Source organism: Pseudoalteromonas 'SMAR' (assembly GCF_048515945.1).
Classification (GTDB): domain Bacteria; phylum Pseudomonadota; class Gammaproteobacteria; order Enterobacterales; family Alteromonadaceae; genus Pseudoalteromonas.
In genome coordinates this window covers 17,611-34,389 of the sequence record NZ_JBLWMW010000013.1, presented here as the reverse complement: position 1 = coordinate 34,389, position 16,779 = coordinate 17,611, and the positions used below count along the sequence as shown (strand labels likewise).

The 16,779-nt window shown below is 44.3% G+C and carries 3 protein-coding genes; all 3 read left to right on the top strand.

Annotated features, from left to right (window positions below):
* Nucleotides 1-700 precede the first annotated feature (700 nt).
* From ACNKW2_RS07615 to ACNKW2_RS07605, 3 genes are read left to right on the top strand one after another with little or no spacing between them, the layout of a single operon-like run.
* On the top strand, nucleotides 701-4,033 hold the full coding sequence (locus ACNKW2_RS07615) for a non-ribosomal peptide synthetase (protein ID WP_419148018.1): 3,333 nt from the start codon (nucleotides 701-703) through the stop codon (nucleotides 4,031-4,033).
* A 37-nt stretch (nucleotides 4,034-4,070) separates the two neighbouring features.
* Nucleotides 4,071-10,508, top strand: a complete 6,438-nt coding sequence (locus ACNKW2_RS07610) for an amino acid adenylation domain-containing protein (RefSeq protein ID WP_419148017.1) — start codon at nucleotides 4,071-4,073, stop codon at nucleotides 10,506-10,508.
* A 1-nt stretch (nucleotide 10,509) separates the two neighbouring features.
* Entirely contained in the window at nucleotides 10,510-16,779 is a 6,270-nt protein-coding gene (locus ACNKW2_RS07605) for an amino acid adenylation domain-containing protein (RefSeq protein ID WP_419148016.1), read from the top strand.

The following is a 16,779-nucleotide window of genomic DNA, read 5'->3' as shown; positions in this document are numbered from 1 at the left end:
TTTTTTCTCCTAATTATTATTATCTTTTTTAAACCAAATATTGAGTATTTCATCTGAGTTTTTGGCCAAACTAAGGGTAGAATTCTCAATTTAAAGCGTAACCTTAGAACTTCTATTCCTTAGCCAACTAAAACTATTGTGATTTTCGGAACAGAGTTTTCTTATTTTCAATTCGCTGTGAACACCTTGCTCTTTATTTAGCATTTTTAACTGCTCACTATCTTCACTCTTACATAACGTCCACTTGGTCTTTGTTAAATTCATTTGTAGTTAAAATACATACATTTTTTATTCTGTTTCGGTACAAACCACATCAACCTAGTAGTTTTCAAACACTGCACTCTACGCTGTTTTTTTGACTACTAAGGATGCTATAAACCACCATTTACAATCCCAAAAATCGGGATAATAAAAATAAAACAATTTTAAAACTCTGCATTAACAAAAATTAAACATCACCCAAAAACCTCTTGAAAATGTAAAAAAACAGAAGCGTTAAACACAGCGCATATTAACTTTATATCTAATAAACACACATAATACACACAAATCAAATGATTTTTCAAAAGCTATGAACTTGACAAAATAAAAACATTCGGTACTCTTGCACCAAGTTGCAACAAAATAAATACATAAGTGACAATTGCTGTAACATTGACAATAAAAAATATAACGAATTTTTTATATCCAAGGAGGCAAGATGGATATTCAAAGCTTGATACAGGAAGCTGGTTCTGCTGGCATTTCGTTGTTCCTAAAAGATGGCAAGCTAGGTTATAAAACAAGCAAAAAACTAGCTGATCGTTCTATCCTTGGGAAAATATCAGAGCGAAAGTCTCATGTTGTCGCATTCCTTGAGCAGCAAAATACAGAGTCAGCGGGAGACACATTAGCGTCGTTGAGTCAAAAAAGGATTTGGCTATCAGAGCAGTTACAACCCCAGCAGAGTTTATTTAATATCCCCATGCGGCTAAGCCTGCCACTGGATGTTGATGTTAAGCGATTGCAACAAGCAATCACTTCTCTTGTCGCCAAACATGAGGTACTCAGAACCTGCTACTATGAGCTTGATGATGAGATATATCAGCAGGTTATTGAGTCACCGAGTTTACATATCGAACATCATGATTTGATAGCGCGTGATGACCCTGAGCAGGAAAAGTTAATTGCTCAATTTTTCTCGCATCAGTTTGATTTGGGATCAGAATTACCTATCCGAGCTTGCTTTATAAAAAAAGCGCAACGGACAGAGCTTTGCCTACTTTTCCATCACATAGCTTTAGATGATACCGCTTGCCAAACGTTCATAGCGCAAATGTTTGATATTTACGCAGGCAGCACACAACCACCGATGCAAAGCCAATACCGGGATTATGCAAAGTGGCAACATAATCATATTCAAAGCATGCGGTTTAAGTTACATGCCGAAAAGTTTTGTGAGCAGCTGCGAGGTGCACCAAGTCTGCATCGCTTGCCACTAAAGTCACCGCACAGTAAACACACTAGCAGCACCGCTAAAACACTTCCCATAGTCATACCCGAGCAGTTAAATAACAAAATAAAAGCACTCTGCCAAGAAGCTCATATCACTGAATTTTCTTTCTATCACACTATGCTGGCTTTGTTGGTTGGTCATTGGAGCAAAACGGATGACGTTATGCTTGGAACGCCAGCCATTCACCGCCCCACCGCTTCCATGTCAGAGGTCTTAGGCTGCTTTTTGAACCTAATGCCGATTCGGCACCAACTTGATATGTCAGCGAACCTAGCGCAACTACTGGCCTATATAAAAAATAAGCAAAGTGAGCTTATGCGCTATCAAGACGTGCCATTTGAGTACTTATTACAAGCACTCAAACCAACAAGGCAGCCATTCGTTAACCCCTTATTCCAACTCTTCGTTTCAAGTCATAGCAGCAGTAATACAGAACATAACCAACAAGATTGGCATTTTATCGCCCCAACTAACCATGCTTCTTCTAAGTATGACATGACATTGAAAGTGATTACCGCCACAGAGGGAACGAAGATACTTTGGCAGTACCGTGAAGACCTGTTCTCAGACGAATTAATGGAAATGATGAGCGAAAGTTTTGTACCAATGCTCTTAAACTTAACTCGCGACAAAGAACAAACACTCAACGCTGCGTTATCCAGCATTAAATACCCAAAAATCGCACAACTGACCGCACCGGTACTGAGTCCGAAACGCAATTTAATTGAGTCCATTTATCACCATGCCAAAACCTCTGGGCAAAGCATTGCCGTCAGTTGCGAGCATCAATCTTTAAATTACCAGTCGCTACAGACCAAGATCGAAGCTCTTTCACAACATCTGGTGCAGCAAGGGCTTGAGCGCGGCGACCACATAGGCCTGATGTTGTCTCGCAACACGAATATGGTTATAGCCATGCTTGCAGCATTAAGGTTGGGACTTGTCTATATTCCAATGGATCCAGACTACCCCCAACAAAGGTTGGCGTATATTGCTGAAAAGGGCCAATGCCGATTAATCTTAAAAGACAGTGATCTAGCTCTCAATATTGACCTACCGCAAACGTTGCTTAATGAAAACATGTTGCAGCCCACAAATGAGCTGAAACTACCGACATTGCCAAAACCAGATGATCTCGCGTATATCATCTTTACCTCCGGCTCCACAGGCCAACCAAAGGGGGTAAAAATCAATCAAGATAACCTTGCTAACTTCCTAACCAGCATAGTGACACTGCTCAACGTAGGTAAAAATGATAGGTTACTCGCCGTCACGCCCATTTCATTTGATATTTCGGTTTTAGAGCTTTTTGCGCCCTTAATGGCAGGCGGTGAAGTGGTGATTGCCGCGCAACATAAGCGCGATGGCTTAAGTCTTAAGCACTCACTAGAAACACAAAACATTACTCTAATGCAGGCGACTCCGGCAGGTTGGCAGTCATTAATAGATGCCGGGTGGCAAGGCAATAAGGAATTAACGGCTCTGTCTGGTGGCGAGCGCCTGGCAACTTCTTTAGCAGCCGAGCTGGTACCTAAAGTGGCCCGTTTATGGAATATGTATGGCCCTACAGAAGCCACAGTGTGGGCAACTTGCCACCCTGTAACCCAGCAAACACAGCAAGAAACTCCAATTGGCCAGCCCCTTGGTAATTGTGCAATTTATATTCTTGATGAATTCGGCCACCCTTGCCCTCCTCAAATGCGTGGTGAAATTGTGATTGCAGGTGACTGCGTTGGCCAGGGCTACGTGGACCTTGAATCAGAAACAGCAGAACGTTTTATTTCCATCCCCACAGCCGAGGGTTCTATTCGAGCTTATCGAACCGGTGATCTGGGGTATGTCGATTGCAACAATACCTTGTTTTGCTTAGGCCGAAATGACCACCAAGTCAAAGTTCGCGGATTTCGTATTGAACTGCAGGAAATCGAGCGCCAGCTGCAGCAGCTTGCTGGATTAAGTAAAGTTTGTGTTGTGGTCCATACCATGGCAAATGGCAGTCAAAAGCTTATTGCCTATTGTGCCAGCAACCCTGAAACGTTCGCTCCTCAAGATCTTTTGCAGCAATTACGAGAAATATTGCCGTCATACATGCTGCCAGATTTTATGGTTGCTATTGAGCAATTACCGCTGACACCCAGTGGCAAAGTAGATAGAAACTATTTAGCAACTATTCCACCTCAGGTTGAAGAAGAAAGCCTAGCACAGCCAAATAATGACACTGAACAACAGTTGCTGACAATGTGGCAACAAATACTGAACCTCGAAGCGATTGGCACTAACAGTAACTTTTTTGCTTTAGGTGGTGATTCCATTAGCGCTGTAAAGCTAGTCAGTCAACTGCAGCAAAAAGGCTTCAATGCAAACAGTGCTCTGGTTTTTCAACACCAAACTATCAAAGCGCTGGCGCACAGCTTAGTGCCAAACTCTGCAACCGAGCTCAATGAAGTTAGTGAACAAAGCTTCAAAGGTGTTGAAGTCATTGGCGACGCCGTTTCGGAAGCTGATCTGCAGTCATTACTCGAAGAATTTGAATCTTGAATTAATTAATAAAAAGTATAATAAGCAAGGAAAACCCATGAGTTCTGTTAAAGAAATACAAGCTGTTTATCCTCTTTCAGCGACCCAGCGCGGCATGTTATTTTACCTCGTCAACGCATCGGACTCCGACGAAAACTATCGCGAGCAATTAAACTTAATTGTTAGTAAAGACATCTCTTTAGATTGCTTAACGCAAGCATGGCAGGCTGTAGTAGACCATAACCCCGTATTGCGCTCCATCTATAGCTGGGAAAACAAAGCACAGCCTTTGCAAGCGGTACTTAAGCACGCACCACTTTCATGGCATCAACATGACTATAGCCACCTTAGTGACGATGAAGCGGAACAGTGTGTGGCAAAAACATGTCAATTAAGCAGAACTCGACCTCTTAACATCGGCAGTCAACCACCTGTGTGGATCGATTTCTTTTCTTTGCCTTCGGATAACTTACTGACCTTTAACTTCACTCACCTTCAGCTTGACGGCTGGTCGATGGCGCTGATCACTAATCAATTTGAGTTGGCCTTGACGCAACTGCAACATGGTGAAAGCATCAAGTTACCAGAAGGGGGAAATTACAAAGATTACGTTAAGTGGTTATTAGCGCAAGATAGCAAAAAATCACTGGGCTTTTGGGTCAACCATTTAGGGGACGCTCAGCCAAGTACGCCTCTCAGTTTGCAAGGCTACACTAACCACTTGCCTGACGACAATCAGCACCGCAACAAACAAACCAAGTTGTCATTTAGCGCAAGCGAATTCACGGCATTATCACAATTTTGTAGAAACCAAGGTGTCACCCTTAATGCCTTGATGTTGGGAGCGTTTGGCTTATTCGAAACCCTTGTCACTCGTACCGAAAACAGCGTTATTGGTTCTGTAGTGGCAGGTAGGCCACACCAAGTACCAAATATGGATAGCATTGCCGGCTTTTTTAGTAACGCTCTGCCTATCAACATTACACATAGCTCTGGTAGTGACTTTCAGCATTGGCTGAACGAGTTTCAGGCCCAGCTCGCACAGTCGTGGGACCATGCGTACGTGTCTTTAGAAGAGATTAAACAAGCGGTGAAAATGCCCATTACTGAACCGCTGTTCTCAACATTATTTATCTTCCAGAACTTTCCCAAACGTCTCGTTGATGATCAACAGGGATTGTCAAAACCAGCGATGCAACAGGTAGTGGGCTATGAGCAAAGTCACTACCCTCTCACCCTCTATGTGATGGCTTCAGACACATTGAGTATCTATGCAAGTTACCAAACTGAACATTATTGTGACGCACATATTGACGCGCTACTTAGCTACTATAAAACTTTTTTACTTGCTTGTGTCGAAGGGGCTCAACAACCTATTGCTGACATAGACCCATTTGCAAAGCAAGTGCTACAACAAAACCCACCAGCCAGCCCTCGTCAATCTCCTGAACAACTCAGTGACTACTTAGCCAATGTTGCTCGCTATGGAGATAGAGTGGCGGTTGTCAGTGCTACTCAAACAGTGACCTATGCACAACTGCACAGTCAAATTAATGGCTTTACTAAGCAACTACAAGCCCAAGGTATCACTGCTGGAGATCGCATTGCTTTAGTATTGGATAGAGGCTTACCTTTTATTGTAGCAACACAAGCTATTTTGCGTTTAGGTGCCAGCTATATCCCAATGGATCCCTCCATGCCCGACAGCAGAATGACGTTTATTTGCGATGATGCCAAGCCAAAGCTCATGATTGCCAATAAAGAGCTCAACATGGAATTGCCACAGCTAAGCGCTGAGCAGGTTCTTAGCAAGGTGAGTGACGACGATGTCACCATTACGCTTGATGATGAATGTGAAGCCTATGTCATCTACACCTCAGGCTCAACCGGTTCTCCAAAGGGCGTTAGCGTGCCACGTGCGGCATTACTCAATCATACTTTATCCGCAATCGATTGTTATCAAGTTACGCCACAAAGCTGCGCACTGCAATTCTCATCGGTTAGTTTTGATACAGCGGTTGAGGAAATATATCCCGCACTGTTCACTGGAGCACAGCTGGTACTGAGAACCGATGATATGATAGCCGACTCAAAACACCTGATCGCGGCCATCAATGAACACTGCATCACCATCCTTAACTTCCCGACAGCATTTTTTAATGCTTGGGTTAATGAATTAGAAACGCCATTACCTAGCTGTGTAGAAACAATCATTGTTGGCGGCGAAGAGCTGACCTTAACTAGCTTTGAGACTTGGCTTGCGTACAGTCAAAAACATGGCCTTGAAATAGCACTATTTAATACCTACGGGCCAACAGAAGCTACGGTCGTAACCAGCCGTATTAAACTAACTGATGCTCACAAAACAGTTGCTCGTCTTCCCATCGGGTATGCCATTGATCATGTTGCTTGTCATATTGTCGGCCGAGACTTGCAATGTTTGCCTGAAGGGTTCCTTGGCGAAATTGCAATTTCTGGTGCTGGGTTAGCCCGTGAATATATTAATCAGCCAAGTTTGACCAATAAGGTATTTCGCCAACACTCGACACTTGGACGCTGCTATTTGAGTGGCGATTTAGGGTTTATTAAAGATGGGGTTTTGTACTATTCAGGCCGTATTGATCACCAAGTTAAGATCAGAGGCTTTAGGGTTGAGCTAGGTGAAATCGAGCACGTTTTAACACAGCTAGATTTGATTGCCGAAGCCGTTGTCTCAGTGGTTAAAAATCAACATGGTGCGCAAGAATTGGTGGCTTATTATACCACCACCACACCTTGTTGCAGTGAAGACATTCGCCAGCAACTCGCGAGCCTCTTACCTGAGTATATGGTCCCAGCACATTGGATGGCGCTCAATACCATCCCAAAAACCATTACCGGTAAGTATGACCGTAAGAAACTACCAGCAATCGAGCGCAAAAAAGCCCACATTGATTTTGAGGACCCTTACCTTAATTCATTAGCGGTTATTTGGCAGCAACTCTTGTCTCCTGAGCAGCTTAATGAACAAAGCAACTTCTTCCATCTCGGCGGACACTCAATATTAACCATTAAATTATTGGCTAAGATTAAAGAAGTTTTTGCTGTTGAAATTAGCTTTAGTGATGTCTTTGATTACCCGACATTGAAAGCACAAGCCGAGCTGATTTCAGGCCAAAAACGCAGTGGTGTTGCAAAGAAGCAAACCTTACCAAGCATTAAACATCAGCCAGATTTAGAACGCTACCCACTGTCTTTCCAACAAGAACGCGTTTGGTTTTTACAACAGCTGCAAAGAACAAATACAGCATACAACTTCCAAATGACCTTCTATCTAGATGGGCCATTGAATATCCCTTATTTAGAGCAAACCTTAGAAGAAATCGTGGCTCGCCATGCTTTGTGGTTCAGTACTTTCCATGAAGACGATGGCGTGCCTTATCAGCGTATTGAACAGCCCTTTAGTGTTGATCTTACCCCACTGGACTTAAGCCACCTAAGCGAAGCGGAACAACAAGCAGAGCTTGACGATATTTTACCTAAACTAACGCAAAAACCATTTGATATTACGCAACTGCCATTGATCCGTTGGCAATTGATAAAACTTGGCGATGATTCCCATTGCTTATTACAAGTTGAGCATCACCTTATTCATGATGGTTGGTCAGTTGGTATTTTCACCAAAGAGTTGCATGCGATTTATGAAGCTAAGCTGGCCAACAAAGCACATGATCTGGCGCCATTGAAATTCACTTACGCCGATTTTTGTTTATGGCAGCGTGAAGCGATGACAGGTAGCTACTATCAAGAAATGGAACAGTATTGGCTAGATAAACTGGCTGATTTACCGGCCAGCCTTGAACTGCCATATGACTATCCTCGACCGTTAGAGCCATCATTCCGTGGTGACTCACTGATGTTCAATTTGGATTACGATCTCTATGAATCATTGCGCAGTTTTGCCAAAGACAATGGCTTTACTCTCTATATGACAATGATTGCAGCGTATTATGTGTTGTTGCATAAATACAGCGGCCAAACCGATATCAATATCGGTGCAGGCACCGCTTCTAGAACCGCACCTGAACTGCACCCTATTATGGGAATGATGGTAAACAGTATTGTTCTACGCACTACCTTAGAGGATAACCCGACGTTCCTAGAGTTGCTTAAGCGGGTACGGAAAACATGCCTTGACGCTTACGCCTATCAAGACATGCCATTTGAAAAGTTAGTGCAAAAATTAAGCCCTGAACGCATGGGACAAGCCAATCCACTATTTCAAACCATGTTCAGCTTCCATGATGCTGAAGTACCTGAGCCAGATTTTGGGGGCTTAGAGGTCAATGGACTAGTTAATACCAATAAATCAGCCAAACTCGATCTTAACGTGATCGTCGCACCACATGCAGAGCAGAGAGTGGGTCAAGAAACATCTCGCCGCGCTGCTGCGGTTATGACTTGGGAGTACAGTACGGATTTATTTGCCAAAGAAACCATGGAAGAAATGGTAGCTAACTTCTTGCACTTGTTAGCTAATCTAACTCAAAACCCTGAGTTACCGATCGATCAGCTCACGGCCATCAATGCCAAGTCGGCAAGTAATTTACTGATGGATACAGAGCAGCAACAACCTCTTTCTTCATCCGTTATTGCGGCCTTTGATCGTCAAGCCAAGCTCCACCCAGAGCACAGTGCTGTGATTGATGCAGACAAGACCCCTTACTCATATCAATTATTGCAACAACGCTCCAATCAAATTGCATTGAACCTGGCTGATAAAGTCAAAGTGGGTGACACAATTGGCTTGGTGCTGTCTCCAGGCGTGGATCTTTATGCTGCCATGCTCGCAGCAATGCGATTAGGTGCCAGTTACATGCCCATAGACTTAAATGGTGGGGAATTGCGTAGTAACACCATGTTGGATAATCTCGCAGCACTAAGCACTACACCTATTGTCCTAACCGATAACAGTGCGCTTAAGCTTGCCGAACGTTTCAGCGTTGTGGAGGTATCACAGTTATACCATGGCAATGGCACCGAGTTAATGGATAAAGGTAATCAACAAGCCGCGGCTTATATTATGTATACCTCAGGCTCAACAGGCCTCCCTAAAGGGGTACGTATCACACAAGCTGGTATACTTCGCTTGGTTGAAGCACCAGATTACATTGCGCTTTCACATCAAGATCGTTGGTTACAACACTCATCACAGTTTTTTGATGCTTCGACTCTAGAGATTTATGCTCCACTACTAAATGGCAGCACAATCGTTGTTCCTAAACAGTCAAAGTTATCATTAGGTGAGTATCAACACTATGTCGATGAACATAAGATCACTCATTTATGGATGACTGCCGGACTGTTCCATCAATTAGTGGAAACTTCCCAGTGTGAAATGCCAAGCAGCTTAAAATACTTATTAGCTGGCGGCGATGTATTGTCTCGAGATAAAGCGCAAAGGTTTGTAGAGCTCAATTCACATTGCCAGCTGATCAATGGTTATGGTCCAACTGAAAACACCACTTTCTCTTACTGCCAGCCTGTCACCCCGGCATTACTGGAGCAAACAAGGTTATCTCGCTCAATTCCAATCGGTTATGCCATAAAAGGAACGCAGGGCTTCATATTAGACAGCAACATGCAATGTGTTCCTCAAGGGGGAATTGGCGAGTTGTATGTTGCAGGTAGTGGCCTTGCCCTAGGCTACCTCGACAATGCACTTAATGAAGATAGCTTTATTGAGCATACCCTAAATCTACACGGTATTGAACGCAGCGTTAGACTGTACCGCACTGGTGACATGGTACGACAAAACGCCCATGGGCAGTTGGAATTTATCGGCCGTAACGATAACCAAGTAAAAATTCGAGGGTTCCGTGTTGAACTCAATGAAATCGAAGAAGTGATTAATCAGCATCCAGCAGTGAAAGATGTTTGCGTTGCCGTGTGCGGTGAAAATAACCAGCAGTTAGTGGCTTTTTACCAAGCAGATGACACGCTCGATGCTCCATTGTTAGCTCACTGCCAAGCGGCTTTGATGGGCTTTCAAATACCAGACTTTTTTATTCAGGTAGAAGATTTCCCGCTCACTAGCAATGGTAAATTAGATCGGAAAGCCGTTATTGCGCAAAACCCAATTGATGTGCAAAGCAAACAAGCACAATTTGTTGCTCCCCAAACAGAGCAAGAAAAAGTACTGTGCGATATTTTTGCTCATGCTTTGAACCTTGAAAAGGTTGGCTGCAATGATAACTTCTTCATGCTTGGTGGCCACTCTTTGGTAGCAGTGAAAGTGATCGCCGATATCGAAGAAAAGCTAGAGGTTCAACTTTCATTAGTAGACCTGTTCACTGCCCCCACAGTTGCACAACTGAGTATAAAGTTACAGCAATGGTCGACGACGGCAAAGCAAGCAGAGACCTCATCAGCTATCGAGCAGACTGCCATTGATGAACAGCTATCAGATCAAGAGCTGGATGCGTTGTTAGCTGCAATGGATGGTGAGGAAAGCTAATATGTCTGCAACAACACTCACTCGAGCCGAGAAATTGGCTCGCTTGAAACAACTACAACAAAACCAGGCAGAGCTGGCCTTATTCGACTTAAGCAATAAACAAAAGCGCTTTTGGTTCGCCCAACAAATGGATCCCAAAAGTGGTTTAAATAATATTTTTCGGGCCTTCCGATTTACTAGTAAACCGGATGTTACACTGCTGCAACAGGCTATTACTGCAGTGATGAAACAGCATCCAGCATTAACCAGTAAGGTTGTTACAGTAAAAGATGAGCCGAAGCAGTTTAGTCAAGCTTTATCAGCACTGCCTTTTACAACGCTAACCGTAGAAGACAGGTTACAGTTGCAACAACGTGTAGAGCAAGAGGCGCAAACGCCTTTTGCGCTATCACAAGACTACCCTTGTCGGTTTATGTTGCTCAACAGTGAAACCCACCCCGAAGAGTACATATTTACTTTGTGTTTTCACCATATTGCCTTAGATGGATTATCTGTGGTGATGGTCGAGCAAGCTATTTTGCGCCACTATACCAGTGCACATCTAGAGCCTGTTTCAGCGACCTATACATTTGAGAACTTGCTAGCCAGCCAGAACATTGACCACACAGCCATGGAACAGTATTGGCTCGAGCGCTTGGCAAACACTCAGCACCAGCTTAATTTAGCATTGAATTCACACGCGACAACCTCGGATCTGCAGCAAGGCGATTACGTAAACTTTCATTTTGATGATGATACAAGTCAGCAAATCAGTGAACATTGCAAGCGGTTAGGAGTCACTCCTTCTGTTTTTTTTCTAGCCGCTTATCAAATTCTGCTGCACAAACTTTCTGGTCAGGACAACTTTATTGTTGGCGTGCCTGAGCTCGGCCGTAACACTCAACAACAAAGAACAATGGTTGGGAATTTTGCTAATACCTTGCTACTGCCAGCACAGATCGATACTGAGCTCACAATTGCAGCATTTATTGCCAAGTTACAGCAGCACTTTTACCAAGACTTGGCTAACAACCAGGTGGCCGTTGAACGGTTAGTTGAGCTGCTCGGCGCTGAGCGTCACGGTACTGAAAACCCTTTGTTTCAGGTCATGTTTTCCTACAATAACTTGGAATCATCCCAAACACAGCCCAAACAACAATCAGTTTGGCAACGGTATCAGATACAACGACATTACAGTAAGCTAGATGTCACCTTAGAAATCCAACAGCAAGGCGAGCAATTTTCAGGTTACTTTGAGTATCGTGCAGCATTATTTCCTAAGCAGCAAGTACAACAGTGGCGTGATCAACTGGCAACCATCATCACAACCATGATGGCTGAATCGGAACATGCCTTAAGCGATATAGCAAGCTTTACGCCATTGCAACAACAATCCATTTTGAGAAATGAGGTGTCGAATACACCAGCCGTTTGTTTCAATCAGCGTCTGCGACACTTATCTCAAGTACAAGCTGATGAGTTGGCACTAACCGCAACAGACCACCAGCAAAACTGGTCTTATAAGGACTTAGTGACCGCGGTTGAAAACCTAGCCACTACCATTGGTGACACAGTAGACGCCGGCCAAACGGTTGCGATCAGTTGCGCTAAAAGGCATCATTGCGTGATCGCCATACTAGCCGCTCACATGGCTCACTGCCCTTTTGTGGTACTGGATCAGGCATTACCAGAGCAACGTCGTGAGTTTATTTTAAAGGACGCACATGTCGCAGCATTACTTAGCGAAGAAAGTAATGTCTTAACTTGTAAACGTCTAAGCCAAACAACTTACTCTGATACGCAACTTGGCTACCTAGTGTATACATCTGGCTCCACTGGTCAGCCAAAAGGCGTTAAAATACCTCGCCAAGCCCTACATAACCACTGTGTCGCAGTCGCACAGTGCTATCAACTTGATAGCACAACAAAAGCACTGCAGTTCTCAGTGTTGTCGTTTGACTTGGCACTCGAAGAATTATTTCCTGTTTTGTATCATGGAGGCCATGTAATACTACGACCAGGAATTGAAACCCCTTCGTTTCAACAGCTCAATGCACTCATCACAGCACACCAGATAAACCACCTAAGTTTACCTACAGGCTATTTGCATAGCTGGTTGGAGCATTTACGTGAGCTTGATCAAGCAATTCCAGAAGTTATCAAGCTTGTTGTAACCGGTACGGAACAACTGCAAAACCGTGTCGTTGAAAACTGGTTTGCCCTGGCAGATAGTAAACAACAACGCCTCATTAATGCTTATGGCCCAAGTGAAGCGACCATAAGCTGTACAGCGCATGAAATCAACCAACTAGATATTACCCGCTCCCCTATTCCAATTGGCTCTGCGTTGCCATACAGCCAAACCTACTTGTTAGATCGTAATGGCCAGCCTGTAGCACCCTATGTTCTAGCTGAGCTGTATATTGCCGGAGACAACTTGGCTCAAGGCTATCAAAACCTCAGCACACTGACTAATGAGAAGTTCAGTGTAAATCCCCAGATTAACCAACGGTTATATGCCACAGGCGACCTCGCTTATTATGATGAGCAAGGGCTAATATACTTTAAAGGCCGTGAAGACGATCAGGTTAAATTTCGTGGTTACCGCATTGAACTGGGTGAAATTGCTCGACGGCTGAACCAAATCACAGGCGTTGTTGCAAGCGCCTGTTTAATACAAGACTCTACCCCTGAAGCACTGGTGGCCTATGTTGTTAGTAAAGCAAAGCTGCAACAAGACAAGCTGAATTACCTATTATCGCAAAGCCTGCCAGATTATATGTTACCTGATCACATTGTGCAGCTTGATGAGCTGCCCCTGACAGCTAGAGGTAAAATAAATCACAAGGCACTGCCTAAAGTAAATGTCGACGCAACATTGAAACAGCGAGTTGCAGCAAAGAGTCAACTTGAGGCGATGATTTTAGCGATTTGGCAAGAGGTATTGAATAAGCCGCAAGTGTGCTGTCAGACTAGCTTCTTTACTCAAGGTGGACACTCCTTAACCGCCCTAAAAGCACTGAGTCTACTGGCCAAAAAAACGGGGAAAGAGCTGACGTTAAAACAGTTTTTTTCCGCCCCGACCATTGCCCAACAAGCACAGCTGCTCACCGAGCAAATAGTGCAGCAGTCCATGAGTGATCTTGTTAAAGTGTCAAGAGAAAAGCACATGCCGCTGACTCATGGGCAGCAACAAATGTATATCTTGGATGCCTATGCAGGCAGTTCAAGCCTATATAATATGCCTCTGCTGTTGCAGTTTGACGGCCCGTTACAAGTAGACGTGTTACAACAAGCATTGTCACAGCTGTGCGCACGTCATGAAGCATTCCGGACGGTTTTCATAGCGCAACAAGGTGAAACGCAGCAACTGGTTATAGATCACACTGAACTAAATTTGGCGCATCAAACGCTTAATGCTGACGAAGCCAAAGCACACTTTCAGGCGCAAATACAATCTCAGTTTGATTTGGCCCAACCAGCATACCGCTGGACGCTCTATCGAATCAGTGACACCCAGCACTGGCTTGGATTAGTAATTCACCATATTTTATGCGATGGCGCCTCATTAAACATTTTGACCAAAGAGCTGAGCCGCTGCTACCACCAACTATTACTACAACAACCTTGGCAACCAAGCCCAATGCCAATACAGGTAATTGATTTCGCGCATTGGCAGCACACCGAACAAGGTGAAAGTTACTTACAGCGTAGTCAAGACTACTGGCTTGAAGAACTTCAAGGGATGCCTCACAAACTGGATCTTCCTTTGGATAAACCTCGCCCTGCAACCCCAAGCTTTAGTGGAAACCGGGTGAGCTTACGATTAGACAACAGCGTTAGTGAACAACTTGAAGCAACAGCAAATACACTGGGTATTTCTATGTATAGCTTGACACTAACCGCTTTTGCAATTGTCTTGTACGAGCAATCTAGACAACAAGACTTCGCTATTGGCACGCCGGTATCCGGGAGACCCAGTCACGATCTTGAGAACGTTGTTGGCTTGTTTGTAAACTCACTGCCAATAAGAATGACCTTATCGCCACAAAGCACTGTCACTGAACTGCTGCAACAGACGCAGGAACGTATTCTTTCAGGGTTTGAACAGCAAAGCTTACCTTTACATTCTTTAGTGCAATTACTGGAGGTAGAACGAGCATTGAACTACAACCCACTGTTCCAAGTATTTTTTAATTTCATGACTAACAGTGGCGAATCGTCTCACCCAATCACAGATGAGTTGACTCTGTCTCTACCACAAACCCCAAATACCACTGCTAGGTTTGATCTCACCTTAACGATGCTGGCTTCACCTAGTGGTCTTGAAGGACACTTAGAGTTTGCCGAAGAGCTGTTCGATGCCAGTACCATCAAGCTGTTACGCGATCGCTACATTGAGCTTCTCACTTTTTTAGCGAAAAGCACGCATTGCACGGTATCAGAGCTGGAAGAAGCGGCTGCTGATAAGCAGCTGCAAATCAACATGGGTGCTGTAAAGGCCATTAGTGAACAGCCGGATCTACTTGCACAAATTGCTCAACACGCTCACACCACTCCAGACAAAACAGCGCTGACGTTTGCAAACACGCACTGGAGTTATAACAAGCTCCATCGCGACATCATCACACGAGCTGCGCAATTAAATCATTGTGGTGTCAAAGCGGGTGATTTAGTTGCGGTCTCTTTGCCTAGAGATGGCCAGTTGGTCATTAACTTACTGGCAATAATGTACTGTGGTGCAGCCTATTTACCACTCGATCCCCACTACCCAGTGGAACGTCTGAGCTTTATTGCAAACGACGCCAATGCGCAATTCCTGCTTAGTGACAAAGAGCAAATCGAGTTTGATTTACCTAAACGCTGCACACTACTAAATTACCGCAACTTTGCTACTCAATCTGGCGATAGTGTCTCGAGTACTGTGAACTCACAGCAACAAGCCTATTGTATTTATACCTCAGGCTCTACCGGTCAACCAAAGGGTGTTGATATTAGTCGTACTAACCTCAACAACTTCCTTTACTCTATGGCGGAAAAGCCAGGTTGTCACACCACAGACACGGTGCTGGCAGTGACTCCTTACTCATTCGATATATCGATTCTGGAGTTGTTTTTACCACTCTACTGCGGTGCCACTCTAGTACTCAGTGATGAACAACAAAGTAAGGATGGTACCGCCCTAGGCCAACTGATAACGCAGCATAATGTGACATTAATGCAAGGCACACCAGCATCATGGCGCCTACTTTATAGTGCTGGATGGCAGGGCAAAGCAGATCTGACCTGCTTAGTCGGTGGTGAAGCATTACCGACAGCACTGGCTGCACAGTTGGCACACGATCATCAAGCCTTATGGAACATGTATGGGCCTACCGAGACCACCGTTTGGTCGAGTATTAAAGCGATCTCAAGTGATAGCGCAGTGACTATCGGTACGCCTATTCATAACACGCAATTTCTTGTGTTGAACGAACATAACCAACTGGCACGCTTTGGTGCTAAAGGACAATTAGCCATTGCTGGCGAGGGGCTAGCTCTTGGCTATAGAGATCGTGCCGACCTTAACGAAGCCAAGTTCATCACTTTAGCCGTTGAGGGGAAAACCATACGCGCATACTTAACCGGTGACCTAGTGCGACAGTTAAGTAACGGTGAATACAGCTATATTCAGCGTCTTGATGACCAAGTCAAACTCAGAGGCTACCGCATCGAGTTGCAAGAAATAGAGGCAACGCTGGAGCGAGAAGTTGGTTTAACCCATGCAGCAGCCGTTATTAATCACTCACAAACAGAACCTGTACTGGTTGCGTTTTATGTCAATCAGGATGGCTCCCATAGTGAGACAGAGTTACTGCAGGCCTTAGCCAATCAACTGCCGAGCTTTATGATCCCCACTCGCTTCATAGCTCTTGATTCGTTACCACTGACTCCCAGCGGCAAGGTGGATAAAAAGGCACTCAGCCAATATCAAATCACCCAAGCCACAACCTACGAGGCACCCCGAAACGACACTGAAATCATGCTATGTGAACTATGGCAAAACATTCTTGGTCATGAACAAGTCGGCATCAACGACAACTTCTTTAAGCTCGGTGGTAATTCGATTTTAGCCATGAAATTAGTGTCCGCACTGAATGATGCATTTGGTTTAGGCAATTTAACTATCGCTGATGTGCTTGCCCACCAGTCTATCTCTCAACTTGGTGAGCATATAGAGCAAATTCAGTTAAGTCAGGTGGATGATGAAGAGCTAGCGCAATTACTTATGGCACTAGAACAAGAACAATAA